We start from the raw sequence: 25,482 nt of genomic DNA, 5'->3' as shown, positions 1-25,482 counted from the left end.
GCATGTGCTCACGACATAACGCGCCGCCGGCCGTCCGGCTTCAACGCCTTTCAGCGCCTTTCAACCCCTGTCAGGCAGCAGGATTCGCTCGTCCACCTGACGAATGTCGGTGTGGCCGCAAAAGGCCATGGTGATGTCCAGTTCCTTCTGGATGATCTCCAGGCACCGTGTGACACCCGCTTCCCCCATGGCCCCCAGGCCGTAGAGGAAGCTGCGTCCGATCAGCGTGCCTTTCGCGCCGAGCGCAACGGCTTTCAGCACGTCCTGTCCGCTACGGATTCCGCCGTCCATCCACACTTCGATGCGCGAGCCGACCTCGCGTGCGATCTCGGGGAGTGCCGCGATCGACGAGGGCGCACCGTCGAGTTGACGCCCGCCGTGGTTGGAGACGATCAACGCGTCGGCGCCGCTGTCGGCGGCAAGGCGCGCATCTTCAGCATCCATGATGCCTTTCAGAATGAGCTTGCCGCCCCACTGCTTCTTGACCCATTCCACATCCGCCCAACTCAGCGTCGGATCGAACTGCTCGGCAGTCCACGAACCCAAAGACGAGAGATCGCCCACGCCCTTCGCATGACCGACGATATTGCCGAAGGTGCGCCGCGACGTGCCAAGCATGCCGAGGCACCAGCGCGGTTTGGTCGCGAGGTTGATGAGGTTCGCAGGCGTCAACCTTGGCGGCGCCGAGAGCCCGTTCTTGATGTCCTTGTGGCGCTGGCCGAGGATCTGCAGGTCCAGCGTCAGCATCAAGGCGCTACACCCTGCCGCGCGGGCACGCTCGATCAACCGCACGATGAAATCGCGGTCGCGCATCATGTAAAGCTGGAACCAGAACGGTTTAGTAGTCTGGGCCGCTACGTCCTCGATCGAACAGATGCTCATGGTGGACAAGGTGAACGGAACACCGAACTTCTCCGCCGCACGCGCAGCGAGGATTTCACCGTCGGCATGCTGCATGCCGGTCAACCCCGTCGGTGCGAGCGCCACCGGCATGCTGGCCGCCTGACCCACCATTTCCGTGTGCGTGGTGCGGCCCGCCATGTTGACCGCCACACGCTGGCGCAGCTTCAGGCGCTGGAAATCGCTTTCATTGGCGCGGTAGGTACTTTCGGTCCACGAGCCGCTGTCGGCGTAGTCGTAGAACATGCGCGGCACACGCCGTTGAGCGAGCACGCGTAAATCTTCGATGCAGGTGATGACAGGCACGGTTTCTCTCAGCGCAGGGAATAAGGGAACGAGTGTACGTTGTGAAGACCGTCACCCGGTATTCCGGTAATTCCTAAGGACAATTCAATCAGGCTTCACGCAAAGGCTTCTGGCACGCAGCCAGCACCGCGCCGGCGGCCAGCAGCAACGCGGAATAAACCAGCCCGCGAGCGAGACCGGCGCCATCCGAGACCCAGCCGATCACCATGGGCCCGACGATCTGTCCGAACGCGAACACGATCGTAAATGCGCTGATGCCCTTAGCCCAGTGACTGACCGGCAAATTGTGGCGCACGAACGCCGTGGTCGACGCGACGGCCGAGAGAAACGTCGCGCCGAACAACAGGCCGGAGACGAACGCCACCCACGGTTGCGTGAACAACGCGGGCAGCAGCGTCGCCACCGCGAGCAACGCGTTGAGTATCGCGAGTGCATGCCCGCCACGCATCCGGTCGAGCAGGCCGGACCACAGGCGCGCCGATACCACGGTCGCCACGCCGAGCAACAGGTAGAAGCCCGTCACCACCGCCGCGCTCATGCCCGCGTTGCGCAGCAGCGCGACAATGAACGTCATGTAGCCGATATAACCGACACCGAACAATCCATAACCCGCCAGTGCGGGGCTGAAACGCGGCCAACGCGGCGCGTCAGCGGTATCGGCAGCATGCGCGGCGGAAGACCCGACTGCATGGACGTTTTCGATTTTCCTCGCGGCGCCGACGGCAATCGCGGCAAATGCCGCGCACGCCGCCGCCAGCGCGAACCACGCAAACTGCCAGCCATGTGTGACATTGCGAATCGTCACGGGTACCAGCACCGACGAAGCGACGATGCCCCATCCGGTCCCGCCGTAATACAGGCCGAGCACCAGGCCCGCCTCGTGCGGCCTCGCAGACGCAAGCCGCGCCGCCAGCACGCCACCGCTGATGAAAATCGCCGCGCTGCTCACGCCGGTGATCACGCGCAACGCGAGCAGCGAATGCGTGTCGGCCAGCAAACCGCTAACGGCCATCAGAAGCGCCGTGGCCGCGCAGCCGGCGCCGAACAGCCCACCGGTCGACCAGCGGCGCGCGAGCCGCGGAAAGGCGAGCGCGCCCAGCAGATAGCCCAGCGCATTGGCGGTGTTCATCGCGCCAGCTTGCGCAAAGCTCCAGCCGAGGTCGAGTTTCATCGACGGCAACAGCAACGCGTACGCAAAGCGGGCAAGCCCTAGCGCGATCGCACTGCCTAACGACAGGCCGACGGCCAGCATCAAGGTGGGCAGGCGCTGCGCCGCTTCAGTGGGATAGGGGATCGGTGCGGTGTCTCGAGTTTTTGTTGGCATTGGCTAGCGTGGGTAGACAAGGATGCGGCAGGCCGGCTGCGGCATTTCGCCATCATAGCTGGGGGCGCCTTGCGCGGTTGACCGTTAGTTGCAGATCAGCGCCCGACGCTCGGCTACGAGGCTTTCGCGTCAGCCGCAACCTGTGCCAATCCGCGATGCAGTACTCTGTCCAATTCATTTTCTAAATGCGAATGATTTGCATTTACTAGGAAAATGCCCCATCATGAGGCCCATACCCTCAGCCGAATACCAAAATCATGACCACGCTCGACATCAGCCGTTCAGAAACCGAAAGCGAACGTACCGCCGCAGCACCTCAGTCCGCCGCCGGATCCAGGACGAGGGCCGCGCTTGACATGCTGCTGTCGCGTCAGTCTCACTGGCCGCTCACCGAGCCGGGGCCGGCTAACGCCGAACTCGATCTGATCTTCGACGCCGCCTTGCGCGCGCCCGATCACGGCAATCTGCGGCCATGGCGCTTCGTCACGATCCGCGGCGACGCACGCAACCAGCTCGGCGACGTGCTGGTCGACCTTGCCTGCGCCCGTTCGCCCGACGAGCCGCGCTCGGCGCATGCGCATCGACGCCAGAAGGCATTCGCGGCGCCGCTCGTGATCGCGCTCGGCGCGGCGCTCTCGGCCCATCCGAAAGTACCCGAAATCGAGCAATTGCTGGCGGTCGGCGCGGCCACGATGAACCTGTTGAATGCCGTCCATGCGCTCGGCTATGGCGGCTTCTGGGCCACCGGACCGGACTGCTATGAGCCCCGACTGCACGACGCGTTGGGCTTCGCCCCGAACGAGCGGCTACTGGGATTCCTGTTTGTCGGCACGCCGAAAACACCGGGTCAGGAACCGGCGCGTCCGGCACGCGGCGAACACGTACGCGAATGGCTGCCGGCGCAGCCCGCCACACCTTGAAGCACGCCCTGACGCAAACCCTGCGTCATCGCCTATCCGTCGCAAGCGACATGCGCTGGCCTGCGACGCGGCTCTCATCCGATCCGGCCGGCGCGACTCATTGGACCGTGTCCATTCAGGAGCATCGATGAACTTTCGCTCTCAATACAGCAGCCGTCCCGAACTGGTCGACGATCACGTCGCGGATAGCGCTGACGCGCCCGATCGCACAGTCCTCAGCGCAGTACGCACCTGGCTGCGGCCGGCTTGCGAAACGGCGCGCGGCGGCGTGCACTGGCGCGACATCCTGAGCGGCGTGGGGCTGCGGCAGGATGGCATCGAACATTTCGATCTGCTGATGCGTTCGCTGATGCACGTGTCCTATCGTCCGCTCGACATGCGATGCCGCTGCGCCAGCGATCTCGGCAAGGATGAAGCCGTGATTCTGCAAACCATCGCGCTGCTGCAAAAAACGCATAGCGGCGCTGCGTTGCGCATGCTGAACGAATGGCTGCCGGGGCCGGCCGTCAGTGGCGTGTTGAAGCTGATTCGCTGGTTTGCCATCGACCTGCTCGACGCTGGGATCGAGCTCGACGTGCAAGCGCGCCGTGTCACGTATATGCATTGAGGGACGAAGCGTATGCCGTTGGAACTCGCTTCTCTCGCTCCGTCGCGTGCGCGTGACAGTATCGGCTCGCAGGCGACGAATAGCGCAAACGCCTTGCAAGCTGCTCGACTCGTTCATCCAGAACAACCGGCTCAACCTGTTCGAACCGCACACGCTATTGCCGGTGCAGCCCTGCCGCAATTCGTCTCGCATGCACTAACGCGCCACTATCCGCGCAGCATCGCCGCGCCACGCGCGGGTGAGTTGCATCTGTGGCGGTTCCGTTGCGAATGGCTACCGGTGCCGGTGCAGGAAGGCGATGCGTGGCTGTCGAAGAGCGAGCGCGAACGCGCACGGCTTCATCCGAACTCGGCGCTGCGCAAACGCTTTATCAGCGCCCGCGTGGTGACGCGCTGGATCGTCGCGCATCTGTTCGACTGCGAACCGCACGCCGTCGATTTGCAGGACGACGGCAACGAGAAACTGCGCGCGCGCCATCCGCATGACGGTCGCGGCATCACGATCGATATTGCGTACGGCGGTATCTGGATCGTGATCGGCATTGCATCGGCAACGCTGGGCTTAAGCGTCGTCGTCCCCTCGCCTGGCGCCGCGCTCGACGACACCCCGGAAGGCGCACGCCGACGCGCCCGTTACGGCAGCTTGTGCAATGCGTTGCGCTATGCGCCCGTCGATATCGATCTGGATCTGCTGTCGAGCGAAGCCGCGTTCGGCGCATTCGATCTGGCCGGGCATGGCCGCTGGCATGTGCTCGATTTGCCGATGTCGGGCAAGATTCGCGCGGCGGTCGCGCTTGCGCAAGCCGTCACGCAAGTACATGCGATTGGATGGCCGAAGGCTATGGTGTTTGGCGAATCAGGCAAGTAGACACCTCGCGCGTCACGCACGCCTTCTATTGCACGAACGTTTTCGCCGACCACGCCACGCAGGCGAAATAGCCCGCTGGCGCCGCGATCCAGCGCGCGGCAAGCTCGCGCACGTCATCGGGAATCTGATTGCGCAGTATCACCTGCGCGCCGTCGCGCGGCAGCACCGTCAGATGCTGCAAGCCGCGTGTGATGCCTACGCCCGTTGTTTTGACGAGCGCTTCTTTCGCGACCCATGCGTCGTAAAACGCACTGACCTGCTGCGCGGCGTCCTGTTGCTCGATCCACGTTGTTTCGCTCGCGTCGAGCGTTAGCGATGTAATCGAACGCCAATCGAATTTATCACTGCATTGCTCGATGTCGACGCCGACACGCCGGGACGGCGACATCGCGATCAATCCATGCGCGCCTGAGTGCGAGACGTTGAAGTCGTATGCGTCGGAATCGGCGAGACGGGGACGGCGGTTCTCATCGAGCTTGAATCGGACGGCATGTGCCGCGATCCCGAGATGTCGCGCGAGTTGCTCGCGTAGCACCACGCGCACGGTGGCAAACCGCAGCGCGTCTTCGTGGCGGCGAAAGTTCGCCGCTCTGACGCGTTCTTCGTCGCTGAGCGGAGCGAAGACGGCATCATCCAACGACGTGTCGAAAGCAAAATCGACCCGCCACAACGAAACATCGGACGGACCGTTATGCTGCAATGAAACAGGTTCGATTGAATACATCGCGAAGGTTCGGACGCTAGGCGCGTGGATGCAAGGGACTATGCGCGACTCTACCCGATATGACGTTCAAACCGGTTCTATCTCTTGCCCCGAAGAGGGGATCGCGGAGAAGATGCGTTCACCGGTGGTGGCGGACTCCTCTTCTTTCGCGCCGCGCCAATCGCACCCGACCCGGCGGCCCGCAGGATGCGGCGGAAAGTGGGACATTCCATATGACTCGGTGCGGGGCAGACGGCAGCGTGCCGCAGGCCATCACGCATGGCGCTCAGTTTGCGGATCGTCCTGTCCAGTTCGTCCGCCTTGAGCATGAGCATCTGTCGATCGATGCGCGGCTGCCCGTCCGGCGTGAACATCAGCGCGATCTCGTCCAGCGAGAAACCCGCGGCACGCCCCAAGGCGATCAATGCCAACCGGTCCAGCACGCTGGCATCGAACAGACGGCGCAGCCCTCGCCTGCCGGTGGACGCAATCAACCCCTTCTCCTCGTAGAATCGCAGCGTCGATGCGGGAATACCGGATTGCTGCGCCACCTCGGCAATGTCTAGCGTGATCATTCCTTGACCTCAAGTCGACTTGAACTCGCATAGTGTAGCTTCCGCTCCCCGAGGGCAAACACAGGACAACGACCATGGATGCCAATCACCCGAACGCAAATACGCAGGCGGCGCTTTGGAACGGTAGCTCCGGACGCGCCTGGGTGGCGGCGCAGCAGGTGCTCGACCAGATGTTCAAGCCTTTCGAAGATTTGCTCGTCGACGGCATCGGCGCCGGGTCCGGGCCGCGTGTCCTCGACGTCGGCTGCGGTATGGGCAGCACGACACTGGCCGCGGCGCGACAGCTTGGTGCGAAGGGGCGTTGCGTCGGCGCCGATATTTCAGCACCGATGATCACCGCCGCTCGAACGCGCGCCGAACGGGAGCGCTCGACGGCAAGCTTCATCTGTGCGGACGCGCAGACCCACGCCTTCGAGCCCGCGAGCTTCGACAGGATCATGTCGCGCCTGGGCGTCATGTTCTTCGACGATCCGGTCGCCGCCTTCACGAACCTGCGGCGGGCCGCCAGCGACGGCGCCGAGCTGCGCTGCATCGTCTGGCGAAGTGCCGCGGACAATCCGTTCATGACCACCGCCGAGCGCGCCGCCGCGCCACTGCTGCCGGGTTTGCCGGTGCGCCAGCCGGGCGCGCCGGGACAGTTCGCTTTCGCGGACCCAGACAAGGTGTCGTCCATCCTCGAACAGAGCGCCTGGACCGGGATCGACATCCAGCCACTCGATGTGGACTGCACTTTGCCCAAAAGCGAATTGACCGATTACTTCACGCGGCTTGGTCCCGTCGGCTTGATCCTTCAAAACGCGGACGAACGGACCCGCGCGCAAGTGATCGAAACCGTCCGCGATGCCTTTGATCCCTACGTGCACGGCACCGAGGTTCGCTACACCGCCGCCTGCTGGATGGTCGGCGCTCGGGCGTCGGCCGCGTGAGCCGCGCCTTGGGAGGCAAGCCTCAGGTACGCTTCGCTTCCTTCGGCACGCCAATCAGCAACGCCACACCGCTGACAAACAGCAACGCGGTCAAGAGATACAACGCATTGTCCATGCTGCCGGTGTGCGTCTTGATCAGACCGATCACCCAAGGGCTGACAATCCCGCTCGTAATACCGATGCTGCTGATCAGCGCAATCCCGGCCGCCGCCGCAGTGCCGGACAGATAACCCGACGGTACGGTCCAGAAGATCGGCAACGCGGCAAAAATCAACACGGCGGCTACTGAAAGGATCGCGAGCATCGCCGCAAAGCTGCTCAAATGCAGTGTCAGCAGAGACAGCGCGATGCCCCCGCCGATTGTGCAAACCGCGAAGTGCCGACGCCGTTCACCACGACGATCCGAGTGGCGCGCAATCAGAATCAGGCCCACTGCGCCGATCGCATTCGGAATCACGGTGTACAGGCTGATCGCCAGCACGTCGTGAACACCGAAGTCGCGAATCATCAGTGGCATCCAGAAGTTCAACGTCAGCGAGGCGCAGGTGAGCGAAAAATAGATGAACGCGAACAGATAAACCCGCGGATTGCGCAGCGCCTGCACGACAGAGCGCGACGAATGTGCGTCGGACGAACCACGGCGATCTTCGTCGCGCTGCGCGATCAATTGCGCCTTCTCATCCGCGCTGAGCCACGTTGCGTGCTTCGGACCGTCGACCAGATAAAATGCGGCGAGCAAGCCGAGCACGATGGCCGGCGCACCTTCGATCACGAACATCCACTGCCAGCCGAACAGCCCCATCACGCCGCCCATATCGCGCATGATCCAGCCGGACATCAGGCCACCGAGCACCCCCGCTACGGCGACGCCCGCGAAGAAAATCGACAGCACCGCTGCGCGCCGCCGCGCCGGGTACCAGTAGGTCAGATACAGCACGATGCCGGGGAAGAAACCCGCTTCGAACACGCCCAGCATGAAACGCAGCACGTAGAAGTGCATGGGCTTCGACACCAGCATCATGCCGACCGATGCAATGCCCCACAACAGCATGATCCGCGTGAACGTGCGACGCGCGCCGAAGCGCGCCAGCAGCATGTTGCTCGGCACTTCGCACAGCACGTAGCCGATATAAAAGACCGCTGCGCCCAAACCGTACATGGCATCGCTGAAACCGAGGTCATGTTTCATCTGCAATTGCGCGAAACCGATATTAATCCGGTCGAGAAACGACACCACATAACAGAGGAATAGAAACGGAATGATCCGCTTCGAAACCTTGCGATATAACAGATCGTCGTGCGCAACGGCGGATGCGCCCAGCGCGGGGGCGAGGGATTGGCTCATCAGTTATCTCCAAACGTGAGGGTCCAGCGGACCCAGTGGGTCCGGCGTCTTGATGCGCCGCGTTTCTGTTTTCTACTGGAACGGAATGGCATGTGACGGCATAGGTGCGCCACTCGCCGTGGTGAATTGCGCGCGGCTCGAACGGCCACGCGTGTACAGCGTTCTTATTACTACCGCTTGCCGTAACTCATGTTCAGGCAGCCAGCGAATGCGTCTGTGCGCCTTGCGCCGAACCATCCGTCACGCCTTCACGTGCGTGCCGCATCGCTTCGAGCAGTATCACGTGATCGCCGATATGGTTGGCGAGCAACAGGATCAGTTGCGCATTGGCCGACTGGCTCTGCGCGTCGTCCAGATCGCGATGCATGTCGATCAGCGCCTCGTAGAAATCATCGGGGCGGGTGAGATTGGGTTGCGTGTTCAATGCCATGACTGTCTCCTGCTCTTTTCTTTTGCCGATGTGCTGGGTGTGCCCTACCCTCAGGCCGTGCCGTCCACGCGCAACGCCCGCTTCAACGCAGCTTCCACCAGGCTCACGTCGAGTTGCCGCTGGCGCGCGCAGACATGCTGATCCGGGCGGATCAAATAGAAGGTGCCCGGTTGACCGTCGTAACGTGCGGCTGCAAGACCGTCGACGTCGTACACCACCTTCGCGCCCGAGGCCGCCGCGACCTGCACATCGCCACTCGTCACCACGACGAGGTTCAGCGGAATCGGCCCGCTTCGCAATGCTTCCAGCGCAGCTTGCGTCGCCTGATCGAGGCCTTGCGCGCCGCAGAACAGCACGCCGGTGAATTGCTGGCCGAGTTGCTGCAGCAGCCAGGCCGGTTGCCCGGCCGCATGAACCGGCGCATCGACGCACGATGCCCCCGGCACCATCGGACCTTCGAAGCTGTCGCTGTCCAGTGTATTCAGCGGGGAATCACGCAGCACTGCCGGCACCGACAGGCGGCCGCTGTTCGTCAACTGACGCGCGAACGGATGATGCCGTGCGAGCTTCAGCACCGCGTCGCGGAACACGCGGCTCACCGGACTCTTCGGCGTAATGAAATCGGTCGAACGTGTGGAGTTGCGGATGTTTTCATCCGCGGCGAATTCGCGCTCGCTTGCATACGTGTCGAGCAAGGTGTCGGATGCTTTGCCTTCGAGCACCATCGCCAGTTTCCATGCGAGGTTCTCCGCGTCCTGCACGCCGCTATTCGCACCGCGCGCGCCGAACGGCGACACGCCGTGCGCGGAATCGCCCGCGAACAACACGTTGCCGTGCCGGAAGCGGTCCATGCGCAAACACGAAAACGTATAAACGCTCACCCATTCCAGCTCGAACTTCGCATCCTGCCCGAGCAACGCACGCACCCGCGGAATCACACGCTCCGGCGTTTTTTCCAGCACCGGATCGGCGTCCCAGCCCAACTGGAAATCGATCCGCCACACGTTATCCGGCTGACGATGCAGCAACACCGATTGATTCGGATGGAACGGCGGATCGAACCAGAACCACCGCTCGGTCGGAAACTCCGCTTCCATCTTCACGTCGGCGATCAGGAAGCGGTCTTTGAAGGTGACACCCTTGCTGTCGAGTCCCATCAGATTGCGCATCGGACTGCGCGAGCCGTCGGCGGCCACCACATAGCGGCCGCGTAGCGGGTACTGACCGTTGGGTGTATCGACGGTCAGCGTCACGCTGGCGTCCTGCGTGCCTGGCGTGCCGCTCTGCTGCACGCCAACCACTTTGCTTTTCCAGCGGATCTCGAGATTCGGCATCTCCTGCGCGCGCTCGAGCAGAAAGCCTTCGACGTAGTACTGCTGCAGGTTAATGAACGCGGGCCGATGATGACCCGCCTCAGGCTGCAGATTGAACGTGTACACCAGTTCATCTTTCAGGAACACCTTGCCGACATTCCAGCTAATGCCCTTGTCCACCATGCGCTGCCCGCAGCCGAGCCGGTCGAAGATATCGAGCGACCGCTTCGAAAAGCAGATCGCCCGCGAACCGGTGGACAACGAACAATCGTCGTCCACCAGCACGACCGGCACGCCCTGCTGCGCGATATCGATCGCGGTAGCGAGGCCCACCGGCCCCGCGCCGACCACGATCACGGGATAGGGCGCCTGATCCGCGCCGCTTGGCCCGCTTTGTTCGCGGCACGGCTGATAGTCGAACGACAGCGTCTGGTAGTTGATGCTCATCTTGTGTCTCCGTCCTTCTCTGCTCTGCTTGACGCTTTCCGGCGTTTCTATGCGGTGATCAGGTTTGTGATCGGGCTTCCAATCGGGCTTCCAATCGGGCCTCCAATCAGGCTTGCAGCGCGTCCCACATTTCCTTGTCGCGCTGCGCGGTCCAGATGCGCGGATGCGTGATGCCGCTCGCTTCGTCGAAGGCGCGCGAAACGTCGAACGGCAGGCAGTGTTCGTAGATAAACACCTGGCCGAATTTCGGGTCCATTGCCTTGCGCGTGTGCGCCATCGCGGCCTTCAGATCGAGCTTCTGTTCGACGGCTTCGCGACCTTGCTGCAGCAGCGTGGTGACGAAGTCTTTCGTGTAATCGAGGCCCTTGTCGACGTCTTGCGGTGTGGTCAATGCAGGACCGCGGCCCGGCACCAGTTTTTCGGCCTTCAACGCGCGCAGCGCTTCGAGCGTGGCCGGCCATTGTTCGAGTTGAGCGTCACCGCAATAGCAGGCTGCGTCGTATTCGACCAGATCGCCCGAGAACAGCACCTTTTGCGACGGCAGCCACACCACCGTGTCGCCCTTCGTATGGCCCGCGCCCAGATGCGCGATACGCACTTCGAGCTTGCCGAGGAACAGCGTCATTTCTTTTTCGAACACCAGCGTCGGCCACGTCAGGCCCGGCACCGTTTCGACGCCCGCGAACAGGCGCGGGAAGCGTTCGATTTCCGATTTCATGTCCGCTTCGCCGCGCTCGACGATCATCTCGTACGTGCCGCGGCTCGCGATCACTTCCTGCGCGCCTTCTTCGAAATACGCCGACGCGCCAAGCACGCGCACCGCGTGGTAGTGCGACAGCACGACGTATTTGATTGGCTTGTCGGTAACGCTGCGGATCTTGGCGATGAGGTCCTGCGCCATGGCCGGCGTGGCAGTGGTGTCGACGATCAGCACGCCGTCGTCGCCAATGATCACGCCCGAGTTCGGATCGCCTTCAGCGGTGTACGCGTAGGCGTTCTCGGACAGCTTGGTCCACGTGACTTTCTTGACTTCCAGGTCGGCCTGGGATGCGAATGCCTTTGCCATGCTTAGTCTCCCTCAAAAGTTGAATGTGAGGCGAGACGGCCGGCTGCGCGTGCGGATTTCAGATGCGCGGGCTGGCTGTATTGGGGGTTGTCTCGCCCCGTTTTGACTCTGTGACTGCACCGGTATGTCGGGGTGAATGCATCTTATGGCCGGACCTGTTTATTTGTCAATAACGAAATGTATCGCTATACGCAAATCCTGGAACGTCTAAGATGAAGACAGGACAGCGCGGGCTTTCGCGCAGGCCATCGGCTAACATGGACCCTTTTTACGGACGAGCGCGGGTGTGAGCAAAGCAGCGAAATCGGCCACCGGCAAAGGCGCGGGCGGCAGCGAGACGGCAGACGGCGGCAAAACGCAGCGCGGGATTCAGAGCGTTGAGGTGGGCGGCCGCGTGTTGCTGGCGCTCGCACAGGCCCGCAGTCCGCTCGCTTTGTCCGATCTCGCCAGCGCCGCGCAGATTGCCCCGGGGCAAGCGCACGCCTATCTGGTGAGCTTGAGCCGCCTGGGCCTGATCAAACGCGACGAATTGTCGGGCCGTTATGAGCCCGGTCCGCTGTCGTTGCGGCTTGGCTTGATGCATCTGGAGAACCAGCCGGCGTTTCGCGCCGCCGTGCCGCGTGTAGCGGCATTGGCTGAAGCCATTGGGTTTAGCGTCGCGATCTGTATTGCCGGGCCGCAAGGGCCGACCATCGTCCGCTATGAACATGCCGGCTTTCCGTTACATGTGAATCTGCATGTGGGGACGGTGATGTCGTTGCCGGCCACCTCGACCGGACGCGTGTTTTGCGCTTATCTGCCACGCGAGACGCTGGCGGGGATGTGGGCGAATCAGTCGGGCTCGCTGGATAGCGCCATGACGCCGTCTGACGAAAGCGCCGCGTTCGAGGCTGCTTTGATCGAGATTCGCGCACGCGCACTCGCATTCAGCGTCGATGCGCCGAGCCCGGGCATCAGCAGTTTGAGCGCGCCGGTGCTCGATGCCAACGGCCATTTGTGCCTCGCCTTGACCGTGATCGGCTCGACCGGCGCGATCGACGTCGCCGCCAATGGCCCGACGGCTCGCGCGCTGCTTGCCGCCGCTCATGACATCAGCGCTGAACTTGCGGCAGCGCCTTCCTTGTTTGCTTCCTCCGCATCGTGACTGATTCTCTCGACACCTCTTCTGCTGGAACCGCCGCCCCCGCCGATGCGAAACCGCAGCGCGGCATCCAGTCGCTCGATAGCACCGGTGAATTGCTTGGCGCGCTGGTTGCGGCCGCGCGTCCATTGAGCTTGCGCGACCTTGCGGCGGCGGCCGGCATGCCGCCGGCCAAAGCGTTTCCGCATCTGGTGAGTCTGCTCAAGATCGGCTTGCTCAATCGCGATGCGGCCGGTTGCTTCGAAGCCGGGCCTTTAGCGCTGGAGCTTGGCCTGATCGGCTTGCAGCGTTTGTCGCCGACGCGGGAAGCCGAGCCGGAAGTGGTCGAACTGGCCGCGTCGACGGGCATGAGCGTCGCAATGGCGGTGCTCGGTCCACTCGGGCCGACCGTCGTGCGGCTGGAGGAGTCGGCGCGGCCTCTGCACGTGAGCCTGCGGGTCGGCACGGTGCTGTCGCTGGTGAATACGGCGATTGGGCGAGTGTTCGCCGCTTATGTCGCGGACGATGTGCGCAATGGTCTGCTGGCGCAGGATCATTTGCGGCTGGCGGGGGCTGACGCGGCGGAGATTTTTGCTGGGACGGCGGACGGTCCAAGCGCCCTGGGTCGCAAAGACGTTGCACCAACGCTACCGCAGTTGACGAGCACCTACGCGCAACGGCTCACGCAAATTCGCACGGACGGTATCGACACCGCATTGAGCCGGCCGGTGCCGGGCATCAACACGCTGGCCGCGCCGGTGCTGGACCATACCGGCAGCATCTGTCTGGTGCTCGCGTTGATGGGGCCGACCGGCAGCTTCGACAGCGAGCTTGCGGGCGGCCCGGCGCAGACTCTGCTGGCGGCAACGCTGAGGTTGTCGCGGCGGTTTGGGTGCATGACGGTGGTGGGCGGGGTCTGAAAAGGCCGCTTCAACGAGGAAAAAATAATCGTTTTTTCTGAAAATTGTCACTTTGTAATCGTTTTGCGAGCCGAATAATCGAAACGATGTGCAAACGCCGTATAATCGTTTTTTTGGAAAACAGGCGTTTTGTAATCGTTTTGAGAGTCGAATAATCGAAACTCAGCGAAACAGAGTGTCCTCGCGCGCCCCAGCCACCCCAGCCACCCCAGATCGAAAATCATGCCGCAGATCGGTTATCAATGGCTCTCCAACACGTACGGTGTCGTACCGGTTCACCCTTTCGCTGTTCGTAGCGAAATCGGGCGGATCCGCTCCACGTCCACCGACGGGGACATTCGCCGGGAGGTTTACCCCGAACCTTACCGTCCGGCCGCCAGCCTGACCGATAACCTGACCTTTGCCTTCAGGTACGAGGGCATTCATCTGGAATTCCTCGCACGGCTCTATGCATTGCAAGCCGTGCGCCACGAACTGGAGGCATGGATCGTCCGCGAACCCACGGGCGCGTATGCTCGCCGCGCCTGCTTCTTCTATGAATGGTTAATGCCGGAGCCGTTGGACGCGCCAGGTCCCTCCCGGGGAAACTATGTCGATGCATTGAGTCCCGAAGACTTCATCGTAGGCACGCCGGTCAACAACACACGTTGGCGTGTGCGCGACAACCTGCCGGGAAATCGGGATTTCTGCCCAGTCATTCGACGTGTCGAAGCAATTCAGCGCGCCGAAGCTTACGACCTTGCCGGATCGCTGGCCGAACTGGAAGCGGCCTACGGCATCGATCTGATCTTGCGCAGCGCAGTCTGGCTGACGGTCAAAGAAAGCCGCGCGAGCTTCCTGATTGAACACGAGCAGAATAAAGAGGACCGAATCCGCCGCTTTGCTGCGGTCATGGAAAGCGAATGCGGACGGCATGCGAATCCGTTCGATGCTGAAACGCTCGATGTCTTGCAACGCGGCATCCTCGGGCAGTCAGCGCTGCGTTACGGTATCCGCCGCTCGCCGGTGTACGTTGGACATATCGCACGCTATCAGCCAGTAGTCGACTACATCGCGCCGCCTTGGGAACACATCGAAAGGATGCTCGCAGGGTTGAGCCGCTTCCTGGAACGTACCGCAGGGGGGGCGCCGATCGTACGTGCGGCCGCGGCATCGTTCGGCTTCGTCTATGTGCACCCCATGGCCGACGGCAATGGCCGCATTTCGCGCTTTCTGATCAACGACATTCTGCGTCGCGACGGCGCGGTCCCTGCGCCTATCATCCTGCCGGTGTCCGCAACCATCACTCATAGCACGCGCGATCGCGCCGCTTACGACAAAGTGCTCGAACGCTTTTCGCGTCCGCTGATGAAACACTATGCGGACCAGTACACGTTCGGCAAGACCGAGATCGCGCAAGACGGTGTCGAATACAACCTGCATTTTCAGGCCTATAACGACGCGCTGCCCGCCTGGCGCTACCCTGATCTGACCGCACACGTCATCTATCTTGCTGACGTGATCGACGTGACACTCATGCACGAAATGCGCGCCGAAGCGCGCTTTCTGCACGCCAACGACAAAGCACGACGCGCCATCAAGGAATTTCTCGAAGCGCCGGACAACGATCTGGACAGCATCATTCGCAGCGTCCGGCAAAACGATAACAGTGTGTCGAACAACTTACGCAAGCGCTATACGCTACTCAACGATCGGCCTGCGCTGAGTGCGCAAATCGTGCAAGCTATTACCGAAGCATTTTCAGACGAGAACGATCACTAGTCTCTCGCCGATGCAAAATCACTTGCTATCGCCCTCACCGCGCCGCGCCTTCACCTTCCGATAGCGCCACACGCCCACACCGATCGCCCCTGCGGCAATCAGCAATCCGATCAACGCCACACGTTTCCTATCGCGCCCTGCATCGCGCTTCACGTCGCGCCACGCCTGCGTATAAGTGAACGTCGCCGCGGCCCGGAAATCCGGTTTGGGGCACAGCGTGCCGAACGGGCCGCCGAAGTCCACATAAGCCCCCTCCTTGACATAGCGCTGATAAAAACCAAGCGCGCGCGACGGATCGTCGTTGCGCATCCAGTCCGTCCCGCGGCACAACACGGCGGCGAATGCCTGCGAACGCGGCGGCAGCCCATCCGCCGCTTTGCCGATGTAGTCGGCAGCGATGTCGCGGTAGTGAAACCGCGTCAGCGGTTTGCTCTCGCTGGCCGCATAGCGGTGCTTCTCGTCGGCGGTAACGAACGGTCCAGCCAGATCCACCTGCGCGCGCGCCGCCGGCGTGTCCGGCACCGCAGCCGCGCTGGCCGCGCCCGCATCTGCAGCGCGATTCAGACGCGGGGCAACAACGCCCGAGCGCCCCGATCCGCCTGCGAACGCACCGTCGACGTCGCGATAGTCCGGCCCTTGCTCGTAGCCCATCAGCTCCATGCCGTACTGCTTCGCGAGCGTCGCCGCGTCGAACCAGCCATGCGCGCGGTTGGTCTGCATCCACGCGTGCTGCGCCTCGTCGAGTGCGGCTGCATAGTCGCGCGCGAGCTTGCGAAGCTGCAATTGCTTGCGGGTCGTCTGCCCGCCTTCCCAACTGAAGGCGCTGTAGCGCGGATCGTTGTCGGCGGGGAAATACGGCAGCGCTTCGTCGATCCGGCCATCGCGCACGAGGCGGCGCGCGAGCAGATAACGCAAGGTATCGGCGTTGGTCTGGCGCAACGCGTAGTAGGCATCCGCGCCCGCATCGGACGCCGGCGTCGCAGGCACCGCCGATGCCGGTACGCGCGAGTCGACGAAGTGCTTCAGTTCGTCCGTGGTGAGCACGCGCTCGGCGATATAGGCCATGTCGCTGCCGTAGGCGACCTCGGAGACGGAGTCGTCAGACAGGCCCGTCTTGTCCTGTCGCGACGCCGCGTCGAACAGATAGCCGAGCGCTTCGACATATTGGCCGCGCGACAGCGTCAGCACCGCCTGCTCGCCCTTGATCAACAGCGCGCCGGCCGGTTCGATGCTCGAATCCGCGGTTGGGAACGCTTTGGAGGCCTGCGCATAGGCCTCTACGGCAGCCGCCGTATCGCCACGGCGCAAGGCGAGCTTTGCGCTCACCCAGCTTGCCAGTGCGCTGTGCTCACGCGCCACCAGCACAGTGGCGAAATCGTAGCGGCCGACTCGATAGGCGAGCGCGGCGAGGCGGTCGGCGCCCGCCACATGATCGATGCCCCGTTGCTGAATCGCCTCGACCAGCGACACCAACGCCGGGTTGGCTTTGATGCCCTTGTCGCCGCGGGCGGCATCGGCATAACCGGTCGGGCCGTAACTGTTGTCGTAGCCACCGTAGTAGTCGAACGCACTGTCCCGCTGATCGTTGACGATGTCGCCTTCACGCGCGAGCGCATACGCGACCAGCAGGCGCTGCGCGACCGGGTCGTCGATCAGTGAGGCGACCCGCGCGTTCCCCGCCAGGGCCCACGCAGCGATGAAGCGCATGGATTGCAAGCCGCTGTTGCCACCGCGTGCCGCCTGCTGCGCGTAAAGATTGATGGCCTGTTTGAGATTCGCCGGCGCGATCGACGCCGCGCAAGACGTGCTATTCAGGAAACTGCGGTAGTCGCATTGTTTGCCGGTTTTCTTGTCGTGCAGATAGGTGAGCGCTTCGTCGCCGAAGCTGGCCACGGCGAGCCCTTCGGGATCGGGCGCGCCGTTCGCCGCAAGCGCGCGCGGTTTTGCGTAGGCCGCCGGCAAGGCTGCCGTGAGGGCCGCGCAGGCGTCACCGCTCGTGCAGTCGTCCGCTCGTGCCTGGGCGATCGCCGCCAGTTCGGTCGCCGCGGCTACCGCGCGTGGGGCACCGGTCGACGCGGGCAATGCGAGGACCGCGTCGAGCCGGGTGGCCGCGCGGCCGAGTAGCGGTTCGCGTGCGTCGCAGTTGGTTTGGGCGGCTGGTGTGGTTGCTGCGTTGGTTGCGTTGGTTGCATCGGTTGCAGGCGCGGCGTCGGACGCGGCCGCCTCTGCGGCGGCTCCATTTGCGCCCGATGCAGCCGCATCCGGCGCTGCACTTGCCGTGCTCGTGCAGGCCGCCAGCGCGTGCGCAAAATCGACGTCCGCGGCGGCAAAGAGCCGCTGCGCCTCCGGCACGCCCGTTCCCATTGCGTAGGCGGCGTCGCCATCGGCGGCTTTGGCCATCGCGGTCAACGTTGCGATCTGTTCGGGCGAGAGACCCGCCAACACCGCCTTGGCAGGATCGACCGGCTGCTGTCCCGACGAAACATGTACGGCTTCAGGCGCCAGCAGATGGTCGCCCGGCTTCACGAGATGCAACACCTCGTACGCAAATGAATTATTCGGCGTGCCGGATAGCGTACCGGCGCGATTGTCGAGCAACTGCAGCGGGAAAAACGGTCCGCATGCGTGGACGATCACCGCGCCAGCCAACAACGCGAGCCCGCCACCCAGCGCAAGATATTTACGGTTCAACATGAACGGAGACCTTTTTGTTATCGACTTCGCCGCAGCGAAGCCAACCGATGTCGCGGCGCATGCCGGCGCGCAGCAAACCGGGTTGAACGCGGCGCAGCAGCATGCCGTGCGCGTCATAGTCGAGTGCGTAGCCGTTGATGCCGTCGGCGGCTTCGCATGAGGCATCGGTGCGTACGACAGCGGGTAACGGCGCGTCGGTATTGCCGCCGCTGACGAGCGCGACGTCGAAGAGCCCCGGCTGCTGCGTGCTTGGGCGCACGTCGGCGGCAATCGCGACCGTCAGCGGCGCGCGCGTGAGCACGGCACGCCAGGTGGCGAGGCTCCAGGCGCGTTCGTCGGCATCGGTGGGTAGGCGGAACCAGACGATGCCCTTGAGCCCAGGCAACGCATCACGCTCGATCCGCGTGACGAAAGCACTGATCTGTTCGGGCTGCGCGACGAGTTCATGCGAGACGCCTTGCGCGAGGCCGTTGGCGAGCAACATCGGCCGCTCGCTTTCGATGCCGGCCACGCGGCCGTCGTCGCCCCATGTCACGCGCGAACCGTAAGTCGGCAACGCGACGCGCCACGGACGCTGCGTGCGTTGTGCGAATTCGCGCAGCCAGGCGCGCGCCTGCGTCGGATCGAACAGGCCTTGCACCGGGTTCACGACGGCGTGCACCTGCAGGATGGATTCGTCGGCCTGGGACAGCAGCGTGTCGAGCGCCGGGCTGTCGAGCCAGGTGGGCAGCGCGGTGATCGTGAGTTTGACGGCGGGATCGAGTTGCGCACGTAACGCGGCGAGAAAGCGCGTATAGCCGGCGAGCCTGGACGTCGCGCAGTCGTGATCGATTTCGATGGCCGCGAGCGGGATACCGTGCTGCTTCCAGTCAGCGGCGAGCTTGACGATGCGCGCGACGGGCAGCGTGTTCAGATCGTCGAGTTGGCCGTCGATCCGGACAACCGCTGTTACAGGCGCGTGCGTTGCGGCGAGCGTCGTCCAATCGGGTGAAACGATGATCCAGTCATCCTTGCTGTCTTTTTCCGCGGCGAGCACATGCCAGGTCTGGATGAAGCCACGGCTTTGTTCAACCGCCGACGTGACGGACGGTGTCCATTTGCGTTGCCAGACGTAGGCGTCGTTCGACAGCGGTGCTGGCGGCTTGCTGCAGGCGCCAATGAGCGTCAGCGTCAACACCAGCAGCGACACGGCGCAAGCGGCGAGCGCGCCACGCACGCGCCGCCGCACCGTCGCTGTCCCGCCGTCATTCATAGTGCAAGGCTTTGACCACGCGGCAAGCGGTGGCGTCAGTGCTGCCATGCACGAGCAAGGGCTGGCACAGCAGGGCTGAAGCGATGAGCTTTTCCATTTTCCCTTCGGGTGTCGTTTAACAATGCGTTTTTAAAATACGCATTTGACAATGCGCGGTGCATTGACGGATTCGGCCAGTCCGGCGGATTTTATGGTGCGCGCGGTTCGTTGTAAAACGATGACGCGAAAACGATACCGTACTGTCAATATCGTGTTGACTCGGCCCCAAGGGCCAGCTTCATGATGCGAGTGGTCAGCAAACACAGAGGTGACTCATGCATTGTTCCACCCCCTATCTGAATGCCTCCGAAGCAGCGCGGCGGCTCGGTGTCTCGACCAAGGCCCTGCGGCTCTACGAGCAGCGCGGCCTGGTGACGCCGGCACGCACGGTCGCCGGGTACCGTACCTATGGTCCCAACGAGATGACTCGTGCGACGGAAATTGTGGCTCTGCGAGCGCTTGGCCTCAGCCTCGCCCAGGTCGCACAAGTGCTGGAAGGCGACCCTCACAGTCTGGAGCCCGCCCTCGCTGCCCACGAAGCAAAGCTTGAAGCGGGTATTCGCCAGCTTGTGGATACGATTGCCAAGGTCAGGCGGCTTCGGGCAGGTCTCGCCCAGGGTCGGGCGCCTGCCGACGGAGAACTGACGCGCCTGCTCAATCCTGGCGCTGCATCCGGCACGGCCTTCGACCTTCCGTGGCCATGGGGTGGCGAACGGTTCGAACTTCGCGAGATCCGGCCGCTGAACTACATCATCGGTCCGTTGGGAAGCGGTAAGACGCGGCTGGCGCTGTGCCTCGCGGAGAAGCTGCCGAATGCTGCGTTTCTCGGCCTCGACCGGATACAAGACGGCAATGCGGCGACCGTTGCCCGTATGGAAGCGGACGTGGCTCTCAAATCACGCGTGGATCAGACTCTGGCGTGGCTCATTGGCGAAGGCGCTGTGGAATCGGAAGCGCTCACCGCCTTGCTCGTCGGGCTGGAATCCGAAGGGCCGACCACCTTTGTCGTCGACATGGTGGAGCAGGGGCTGGATCAGGCCACGCAGGAAGCGTTGATCGTCCATTTGCGTCAACGCGCTAAAGCAGGCGGCCGCCCACTGTTTCTGATGACGCGCTCTTCCGCAATCCTGGATCTCGCCGCAATTGGACCCGATGAATCCATTATTCTGTGCCCGGCCAATCACAGTCCGCCCACGCTCGTCGCCGCTTATCCAGGCACGCCGGGATACGAGGCCGTTTCGACCTGTTTAGCTTCGCCGGAAGTTCGGGCGCGCACAGCGGGGATGATCGCCTGGCGGCCTGAAGCGGCCTGACGCCTCATGCACTTTTCACACACGCTTTACGCACTCGCCGCAGGGCTCCAGAAGCGGACCATCCAGGTCACTCCCCCGTCGACTCCGGCTCATGCGACGACAGGCGCGCCTTGGCGTGCCGCACCTTCTCAAGCGTCTTGGGCCCTGCCTTCAACGCGACGCCGATCGCCAGCGCATCCATGATGCACAGATGCACGAGCCGCGACACGCCAGGCGTATTCGGATCGATCGGACTCGGCACGCGCAGCAGCAACGGAATATCGACCAGCCAGGCCAGCCGCGAGCCGACATTGGTCAGCGCAATCGTCGTTGCACCGCGCTCCTTGGCAATCTGAATGCTTTCGTTCACTTCGACGCTGCGGCCCGAGTGCGAGATCGCGAACGCCACATCGCCCGGCTCCATCAGGCCCGCGTAAAGACGTTGCAGATGACCGTCGGTAAACGCGGTAGCCGCGATATCCAGCCGCAAGAACCTCAACGCCGCGTCTTGCGCGACGAGTCCCGACCCCGAGCCCACGCCGAAGAAAAAAACCCGCCCCGCGCTCGACAACGCCGCAATCGCGCTCTCGAACACCGCCGGGTCCAGCGCACCGCACGCGTGGGTAATCCCGTCGACGGCGGCTTCCCCCACTTTGTCCATCAAGGTGCGCGCATCGTCGTCACGCGCAACCGTTGTCGACGCATACGGCACGCCGCCCGCCACGCTCTGCGCCAATTGCATCTTGAAGTCGCGCAGACCATGCGCACCGATCGCGCGGCAAAAGCGCGTGACGGAAGGCTCGGACACGTCCGCGCGCTGCGCCAGTTCGGTGATGCTCGCGCGCATCGCAAAGTCGACGTCGCTCAGCACCATGTCGGCGACTTTGCGCTCGGCGGGCCGCAAATTGGCCAGTGCGCCGCGGATGTGGGGAATCAAGTTCGGTGCGGACACCCGGTGTTCCTTAAGGGTTAAATGAATCCGCGTCGCGTCGCAGCTTCAATCAGCTTGAATCAACCTCAAGCGGCAACACGCGGTTCAGACCAGCCTGCGTCCACTCTCCGTATCGAACAGATGAATATGCTCGGCCGGCAGGCGCAGCGTGACGCGCTGACCGGGCTCGACTTTCGAGCGCTGGCGAGTTGTCACGCACCACGTGCTGCCGCCTATTTTCCCGTACAAGTGGGTCTCGGCGCCAGTCGGCTCGACCACTTCGACTTCCATCGTGACGTCCGGCTTGTCGGCCATGGTTTCGATATGTTCGGGACGGACACCGAGCGTGACCTTCGCGCCGACCGCCGCCGACGCCGGGGTGCCTTCCAGCACGATCTCGCCACCGTCGGTGAGTTTCAACGCGAAACCTTGTCCTTCAGTGCGATTGACCAGCACGCCTTCCGCGAAATTCATCGACGGCGAGCCGAGGAAGCTTGCGACGAACAGATTTGCCGGATGGTCGTACAGCTCCAGCGGACGCCCAATCTGTTCGATCCGCCCCGCGTTCATCACGACGATGCGGTCGGCCATTGTCATTGCTTCGATCTGATCGTGCGTGACGTAGATCACCGTATTCTTCAGACGCTGATGCAGCGCCTTGATTTCCGTACGCATCTGCACGCGCAGTTTGGCGTCGAGATTGGACAGCGGTTCGTCGAACAGGAATAACGACGGCTCGCGCACCACCGCGCGGCCCATCGCCACCCGCTGACGCTGGCCGCCCGACAGCGCACGCGGCAAACGATCCAGATAACCGCCGAGATTCAGCATCTTCGCGGCGGCCTCGATCCGCGGCTTGAAACTCGCCGACGATTCCTTGCGAATCCGCGGCCCGAACGCGATGTTTTCGTAGACTGAAAGATGCGGATAGAGCGCGTAGCTCTGGAACACCATCGAGATATTGCGCTGTTGCGGCGCGAGCGTATTCGCGCGCGTGCCGCCGATCATCAGATCGCCGCCGCTGATTTCCTCGAGCCCCGCCACCATCCGCATCAGCGTGCTCTTGCCGCAACCCGACGGGCCGACCAGCACGACGAACTCGCCGTCATCGATGTCGAGATCGATGCCGTGCACCACTTGCGTGTCGCCATAGCGTTTGAAGATGCCGCTCAGTTGCACTGCTGCCATGCTGTCCTCATCGTGGTACTGCATCGTCTTGTTGCCCTGTTTCGCCGAACAGGGAACAGGCCGCGCTATCGGGTTAAAGCGGGGCAAATCAATTCAAAGCGATTCCAGCGTCAGTTCTTCCGCCATCAAGCGGTTGCCGGCCATCAGCCCACCATCGACCGGCAACGCGACGCCGGTAATCACACGTGCCATTGGCGAGGCGAGGAACGTCACCGCGTCGGCGATGTCGTCGGGCGTCGCGAAGTCGCGCAACGGGTACCACTTCTTCAGATCCTCGAAGACCTGCGGATTCTTGTCGACGCGCGCCTGCCACGCCTGCGTCTTCACTGTGCCCGGACAGACGATGTTCGCGCGGATGCCATAGCGGCCCAACTCGATCGCCAACGCCTTCGTGTAGCTGATGAGCCCCGCCTTCGCCGCGCTATATGCCGGATGCCCGAGCGCGGCCATGCCGTTCACCGAGCCGATCAGCACCAGCACGCCCTTCTGCCGTTCGATCATCGAGGCGCGCACCGCTTCCACCGTGTGATACGTGCCGTTCAGATTCAGATGAATGTCGCGCTGCCAACTGGCCGCATCGGTCGAGGCGAGCGTCATCCCGCTGGCCGCGCCCGCGTTGGCGACCAGCACGTCCACCGGACCGCGCGCCTTGACCGCAACGGCCACCGCCTGCTGCACTGCGGCAGCGTCGCCCAGGTCGACCGCGATCGGCGTGACATGCGCCTCGCCGAGCTGCGCCACCAGGGTGCGAAGCGCGGCCGCGTCGATATCGAGCGCCAGCACGGTGTCGCCCTGCTCCACGAAACGCTTGCACAACACGCTGCCAATCCCGCCGCAAGCGCCCGTCACCAACACCACACGATTCATGTCCGCCCTCGCTCCTCAACCACGTTCCAGCACCGGTTTAGCGTGTAAATTTCCTACAAACCCGGAGTCACGCAGTTGTCTAGTCATCCCGAAGATTGGGTATCCGCGACTTCGCATTACGCAGAATATCCCTGCTTTACAGCATCTTATGCACAAAACCCGCCAAGAAAAAATATGGCAGACCCTACGTGACAAGCTATTTTGCGTCATGTAGGATTTTTTCAAACAATTTCAACCAACGCGGCCGGCGACGGCAGCAGACCACCCCCACCATCTTTGGATGGGACCGGAGCAAGTGCTAAAGCGCTGACTCCGATCGACACAGGAGAGAGAGAAATGTCGTTGCATGCCCGTGCTTCCCTCGCGCTCGGCAAAGTTGCCGTGGCGCTCGCGTTTGCAGGTATCGCCGTCGCGGCTCACGCCGACACGGTCCGCGTGACGGTCGCGCATTACAGCGATGCGACCGCGCCGTACTTCGAAAAGATGGCCCGTAACTTCGAGAAGGCCAATCCCGGCACCACGATCAAGATCGAAGACGTGAACTGGGACACGCTGCAACAGAAACTGCAAACGGACATTTCCGGCGGCGCCAACGCCGATCTGGCGATTGTCGGTACGCGCTGGCTGCTCGACTTCGTCAAGGACGACGTGGCCGAGCCGCTCGACGGCTACATGGACGCCAGCTTCAAGGGCCGCTTTATCGGCCCGTTCCTCGCACCGGGCGAGATCAACGGCAAGGTGTACGGCCTGCCGATCGCCGCGTCCGCACGCGGGCTCTACTACAACAAGGATCTGCTGGCGAAAGTCGGCTACCCCGACGGCCCGAAAACGTGGAATGACGTGATCGATGCGTCGAAGAAACTGAAGGCGCAAGGCATTGCCGGCTTCGGTTTGCAAGGCAAGGAAATCGAAACCGACGTCTACTATTACTACGCGCTGTGGACCAATGGCGGCGACGTGGTCGGCAAGGACGGCAAGGCGGCGTTCAATTCGCCGGCCGGCATCAAGGCGGCTACGCTCTACAAGACGATGATCGACCAGGGCCTGACGCAGCCTGGCGTGACCGGCTACAGCCGTGAAGACGTGCAGAACCTGTTCAAGCAGGGCCGTGTGGCGATGATGATCTCCGCACCGTTCCTCGCCAAGCAGATCAAGAAGGAAGCACCGAACCTGAAGTACGGCATCGATCCGATCCCGATGGGCACGACGCACGCCACGTATGCGGTGACCGACTCAATCGTGATGTTCAAGAACTCGAAGGTGAAGAAGTCGGCCTGGAAGTTCCTCGACTATCTGTTCACGAAGGAACCGCGCGTCGAGTTCACGACGACCGAAGGTTTCCTGCCGACCACCAAGGCTGAGGCGACCGATCCGGCATTCAACGATCCGGACACCAAAGCTTTCGTCGCGCTGCTGCCGACGGCTCACTTCGCGCCGACTGTGACCGGTTGGGAAGACACCGCGAAGGCTGTGACCGATGCAATGCAATCGATCTACCTGGGCAAGGCAACGCCCGCCGACGCGTTGAATGCCGCGGCAACGCAGGCGAACAAGTCGCTCGGTAAGTGAAGCGCGTAGTCTCGTAGCGATTTGCTGAAATTTGCTGAACACCGAACGCGGGCCCCCGGTGCGCCGGCCGCGGGCGGGTCGGTTTTCAATGATGTAATTCACTATCCCTGTCTCTTATAA

The 25,482-nt window shown here is 63.0% G+C and carries 22 protein-coding genes; 9 read left to right on the top strand and 13 right to left on the bottom strand.

Annotated features, from left to right (window positions below; genetic code table 11):
* Nucleotides 1-60 precede the first annotated feature (60 nt).
* Both PQR67_RS28700 and PQR67_RS28695 read right to left on the bottom strand, forming a co-directional pair.
* Nucleotides 61-1,206, bottom strand: a complete 1,146-nt coding sequence (locus PQR67_RS28700) for an alpha-hydroxy acid oxidase (RefSeq protein WP_408466222.1) — start codon at nucleotides 1,204-1,206, stop codon at nucleotides 61-63.
* Nucleotides 1,207-1,294: 88 nt separating this feature from the next.
* The gene (locus PQR67_RS28695) at nucleotides 1,295-2,530 is read right to left on the bottom strand and encodes a YbfB/YjiJ family MFS transporter (protein ID WP_408466221.1); all 1,236 of its coding nucleotides are present in this window, start codon (nucleotides 2,528-2,530) and stop codon (nucleotides 1,295-1,297) included.
* Between the two features lie 257 nt (nucleotides 2,531-2,787).
* On the opposite strand from PQR67_RS28695, the gene PQR67_RS28690 reads away from it, so the two are divergent.
* From PQR67_RS28690 to PQR67_RS28680, 3 genes are all read left to right on the top strand, one after another.
* Entirely contained in the window at nucleotides 2,788-3,450 is a 663-nt protein-coding gene (locus PQR67_RS28690) for a nitroreductase family protein (protein ID WP_408466220.1), read from the top strand.
* 127 nt (nucleotides 3,451-3,577) lie between these two features.
* Nucleotides 3,578-4,057, top strand: a complete 480-nt coding sequence (locus PQR67_RS28685; RefSeq protein WP_408466219.1) for a hypothetical protein — start codon at nucleotides 3,578-3,580, stop codon at nucleotides 4,055-4,057.
* Nucleotides 4,058-4,069: 12 nt separating this feature from the next.
* Complete coding sequence (locus tag PQR67_RS28680) at nucleotides 4,070-4,924, top strand: 4'-phosphopantetheinyl transferase family protein (protein ID WP_408466218.1); 855 nt, start codon at nucleotides 4,070-4,072, stop codon at nucleotides 4,922-4,924.
* A 25-nt stretch (nucleotides 4,925-4,949) separates the two neighbouring features.
* Here the strand turns inward: PQR67_RS28680 and PQR67_RS28675 are convergent, their stop codons facing one another.
* Together PQR67_RS28675 and PQR67_RS28670 are read right to left on the bottom strand one after the other, a co-directional pair.
* The gene (locus PQR67_RS28675; RefSeq protein WP_408466217.1) at nucleotides 4,950-5,648 is read right to left on the bottom strand and encodes a 4'-phosphopantetheinyl transferase family protein; all 699 of its coding nucleotides are present in this window, start codon (nucleotides 5,646-5,648) and stop codon (nucleotides 4,950-4,952) included.
* Nucleotides 5,649-5,725: 77 nt separating this feature from the next.
* The gene (locus PQR67_RS28670) at nucleotides 5,726-6,202 is read right to left on the bottom strand and encodes a helix-turn-helix domain-containing protein (protein ID WP_408466216.1); all 477 of its coding nucleotides are present in this window, start codon (nucleotides 6,200-6,202) and stop codon (nucleotides 5,726-5,728) included.
* A gap of 74 nt (nucleotides 6,203-6,276) precedes the next feature.
* On the opposite strand from PQR67_RS28670, the gene PQR67_RS28665 reads away from it, so the two are divergent.
* The gene (locus PQR67_RS28665) at nucleotides 6,277-7,128 is read left to right on the top strand and encodes a class I SAM-dependent methyltransferase (protein ID WP_408466215.1); all 852 of its coding nucleotides are present in this window, start codon (nucleotides 6,277-6,279) and stop codon (nucleotides 7,126-7,128) included.
* 22 nt (nucleotides 7,129-7,150) lie between these two features.
* Here PQR67_RS28665 and PQR67_RS28660 read toward each other — a convergent pair whose 3' ends face one another.
* The 4 genes from PQR67_RS28660 to PQR67_RS28645 form a co-directional block, all read right to left on the bottom strand.
* Nucleotides 7,151-8,473: an MFS transporter gene (locus tag PQR67_RS28660; protein WP_408466214.1), complete on the bottom strand. Its 1,323-nt coding sequence runs from the start codon at nucleotides 8,471-8,473 to the stop codon at nucleotides 7,151-7,153.
* Between the two features lie 193 nt (nucleotides 8,474-8,666).
* A complete protein-coding gene (locus tag PQR67_RS28655; protein ID WP_408466213.1) occupies nucleotides 8,667-8,903 on the bottom strand; it encodes a DUF2783 domain-containing protein in 237 nt (78 codons plus the stop codon).
* 50 nt (nucleotides 8,904-8,953) lie between these two features.
* Complete coding sequence (locus tag PQR67_RS28650) at nucleotides 8,954-10,663, bottom strand: FAD-dependent oxidoreductase (RefSeq protein WP_408466212.1); 1,710 nt, start codon at nucleotides 10,661-10,663, stop codon at nucleotides 8,954-8,956.
* A 106-nt stretch (nucleotides 10,664-10,769) separates the two neighbouring features.
* Nucleotides 10,770-11,729: an MBL fold metallo-hydrolase gene (locus PQR67_RS28645; RefSeq protein ID WP_408466211.1), complete on the bottom strand. Its 960-nt coding sequence runs from the start codon at nucleotides 11,727-11,729 to the stop codon at nucleotides 10,770-10,772.
* A 286-nt stretch (nucleotides 11,730-12,015) separates the two neighbouring features.
* Here PQR67_RS28645 and PQR67_RS28640 point away from each other — a divergent pair, with 286 nt between their 5' ends.
* The 3 genes from PQR67_RS28640 to PQR67_RS28630 all read left to right on the top strand — a co-directional run bounded on the left by PQR67_RS28640 (nucleotide 12,016) and on the right by PQR67_RS28630 (nucleotide 15,530).
* Nucleotides 12,016-12,873 (top strand): IclR family transcriptional regulator, encoded by an 858-nt coding sequence (locus PQR67_RS28640; RefSeq protein WP_408466210.1) that lies wholly within the window; start codon nucleotides 12,016-12,018, stop codon nucleotides 12,871-12,873.
* A complete protein-coding gene (locus tag PQR67_RS28635; protein WP_408466209.1) occupies nucleotides 12,870-13,769 on the top strand; it encodes an IclR family transcriptional regulator in 900 nt (299 codons plus the stop codon). Before PQR67_RS28640 ends, PQR67_RS28635 begins: the two co-directional genes overlap by 4 nt.
* 222 nt (nucleotides 13,770-13,991) lie before the next feature.
* Nucleotides 13,992-15,530, top strand: a complete 1,539-nt coding sequence (locus PQR67_RS28630; RefSeq protein WP_408466208.1) for a Fic family protein — start codon at nucleotides 13,992-13,994, stop codon at nucleotides 15,528-15,530.
* 18 nt (nucleotides 15,531-15,548) lie between these two features.
* Here PQR67_RS28630 and PQR67_RS28625 read toward each other — a convergent pair whose 3' ends face one another.
* Both PQR67_RS28625 and PQR67_RS28620 read right to left on the bottom strand, forming a co-directional pair.
* A complete protein-coding gene (locus PQR67_RS28625) occupies nucleotides 15,549-18,224 on the bottom strand; it encodes a hypothetical protein (protein ID WP_408466207.1) in 2,676 nt (891 codons plus the stop codon).
* Nucleotides 18,211-19,476 (bottom strand): DUF3142 domain-containing protein, encoded by a 1,266-nt coding sequence (locus PQR67_RS28620; protein WP_408466206.1) that lies wholly within the window; start codon nucleotides 19,474-19,476, stop codon nucleotides 18,211-18,213. The genes PQR67_RS28625 and PQR67_RS28620 overlap by 14 nt, the downstream gene beginning before the upstream one ends.
* A gap of 314 nt (nucleotides 19,477-19,790) precedes the next feature.
* Between PQR67_RS28620 and PQR67_RS28615 the strand changes: the two genes are divergently transcribed.
* Entirely contained in the window at nucleotides 19,791-20,828 is a 1,038-nt protein-coding gene (locus PQR67_RS28615) for a MerR family transcriptional regulator (protein WP_408466205.1), read from the top strand.
* A gap of 67 nt (nucleotides 20,829-20,895) precedes the next feature.
* Here the strand turns inward: PQR67_RS28615 and PQR67_RS28610 are convergent, their stop codons facing one another.
* The 3 genes from PQR67_RS28610 to PQR67_RS28600 all read right to left on the bottom strand — a co-directional run bounded on the left by PQR67_RS28610 (nucleotide 20,896) and on the right by PQR67_RS28600 (nucleotide 23,793).
* Nucleotides 20,896-21,759, bottom strand: a complete 864-nt coding sequence (locus PQR67_RS28610; protein ID WP_408466204.1) for a MurR/RpiR family transcriptional regulator — start codon at nucleotides 21,757-21,759, stop codon at nucleotides 20,896-20,898.
* A gap of 84 nt (nucleotides 21,760-21,843) precedes the next feature.
* Nucleotides 21,844-22,926: an ABC transporter ATP-binding protein gene (locus tag PQR67_RS28605; protein ID WP_408466203.1), complete on the bottom strand. Its 1,083-nt coding sequence runs from the start codon at nucleotides 22,924-22,926 to the stop codon at nucleotides 21,844-21,846.
* A gap of 93 nt (nucleotides 22,927-23,019) precedes the next feature.
* Nucleotides 23,020-23,793, bottom strand: coding sequence for an SDR family oxidoreductase (locus tag PQR67_RS28600; RefSeq protein WP_408466202.1), 774 nt, complete (start codon nucleotides 23,791-23,793; stop codon nucleotides 23,020-23,022).
* Between the two features lie 336 nt (nucleotides 23,794-24,129).
* Here PQR67_RS28600 and PQR67_RS28595 point away from each other — a divergent pair, with 336 nt between their 5' ends.
* The gene (locus tag PQR67_RS28595) at nucleotides 24,130-25,362 is read left to right on the top strand and encodes an ABC transporter substrate-binding protein (protein ID WP_408466201.1); all 1,233 of its coding nucleotides are present in this window, start codon (nucleotides 24,130-24,132) and stop codon (nucleotides 25,360-25,362) included.
* Nucleotides 25,363-25,482: the final 120 nt, after the last annotated feature.

It is taken from the genome of Paraburkholderia fungorum (assembly GCF_046026025.1).
Taxonomy (GTDB): domain Bacteria; phylum Pseudomonadota; class Gammaproteobacteria; order Burkholderiales; family Burkholderiaceae; genus Paraburkholderia; species Paraburkholderia fungorum_E.
The sequence above is the reverse complement of the archived record's forward strand: the minus strand, read 5'-3'. Positions and strand labels throughout refer to the sequence as shown.

Bases quoted from the DNA above. Each gene is read 5' to 3' on its own strand.
- PQR67_RS28620 (WP_408466206.1), bottom strand. From the start codon at position 19,476: ATGAATGACGGCGGGACAGCGACGGTGCGGCGGCGCGTGCGTGGCGCG.
- PQR67_RS28690 (WP_408466220.1), top strand. From the start codon at position 2,788: ATGACCACGCTCGACATCAGCCGTTCAGAAACCGAAAGCGAACGTACC.
- PQR67_RS28650 (WP_408466212.1), bottom strand. From the start codon at position 10,663: ATGAGCATCAACTACCAGACGCTGTCGTTCGACTATCAGCCGTGCCGC.
- PQR67_RS28670 (WP_408466216.1), bottom strand. From the start codon at position 6,202: ATGATCACGCTAGACATTGCCGAGGTGGCGCAGCAATCCGGTATTCCC.
- PQR67_RS28645 (WP_408466211.1), bottom strand. From the start codon at position 11,729: ATGGCAAAGGCATTCGCATCCCAGGCCGACCTGGAAGTCAAGAAAGTC.
- PQR67_RS28605 (WP_408466203.1), bottom strand. From the start codon at position 22,926: ATGGCAGCAGTGCAACTGAGCGGCATCTTCAAACGCTATGGCGACACG.
- PQR67_RS28695 (WP_408466221.1), bottom strand. From the start codon at position 2,530: ATGCCAACAAAAACTCGAGACACCGCACCGATCCCCTATCCCACTGAA.
- PQR67_RS28675 (WP_408466217.1), bottom strand. From the start codon at position 5,648: ATGTATTCAATCGAACCTGTTTCATTGCAGCATAACGGTCCGTCCGAT.
- PQR67_RS28595 (WP_408466201.1), top strand. From the start codon at position 24,130: ATGTCGTTGCATGCCCGTGCTTCCCTCGCGCTCGGCAAAGTTGCCGTG.
- PQR67_RS28680 (WP_408466218.1), top strand. From the start codon at position 4,070: ATGCCGTTGGAACTCGCTTCTCTCGCTCCGTCGCGTGCGCGTGACAGT.
- PQR67_RS28665 (WP_408466215.1), top strand. From the start codon at position 6,277: ATGGATGCCAATCACCCGAACGCAAATACGCAGGCGGCGCTTTGGAAC.
- PQR67_RS28600 (WP_408466202.1), bottom strand. From the start codon at position 23,793: ATGAATCGTGTGGTGTTGGTGACGGGCGCTTGCGGCGGGATTGGCAGC.
- PQR67_RS28615 (WP_408466205.1), top strand. From the start codon at position 19,791: ATGCATTGTTCCACCCCCTATCTGAATGCCTCCGAAGCAGCGCGGCGG.
- PQR67_RS28630 (WP_408466208.1), top strand. From the start codon at position 13,992: ATGCCGCAGATCGGTTATCAATGGCTCTCCAACACGTACGGTGTCGTA.
- PQR67_RS28655 (WP_408466213.1), bottom strand. From the start codon at position 8,903: ATGGCATTGAACACGCAACCCAATCTCACCCGCCCCGATGATTTCTAC.
- PQR67_RS28660 (WP_408466214.1), bottom strand. From the start codon at position 8,473: ATGAGCCAATCCCTCGCCCCCGCGCTGGGCGCATCCGCCGTTGCGCAC.
- PQR67_RS28625 (WP_408466207.1), bottom strand. From the start codon at position 18,224: ATGTTGAACCGTAAATATCTTGCGCTGGGTGGCGGGCTCGCGTTGTTG.
- PQR67_RS28685 (WP_408466219.1), top strand. From the start codon at position 3,578: ATGAACTTTCGCTCTCAATACAGCAGCCGTCCCGAACTGGTCGACGAT.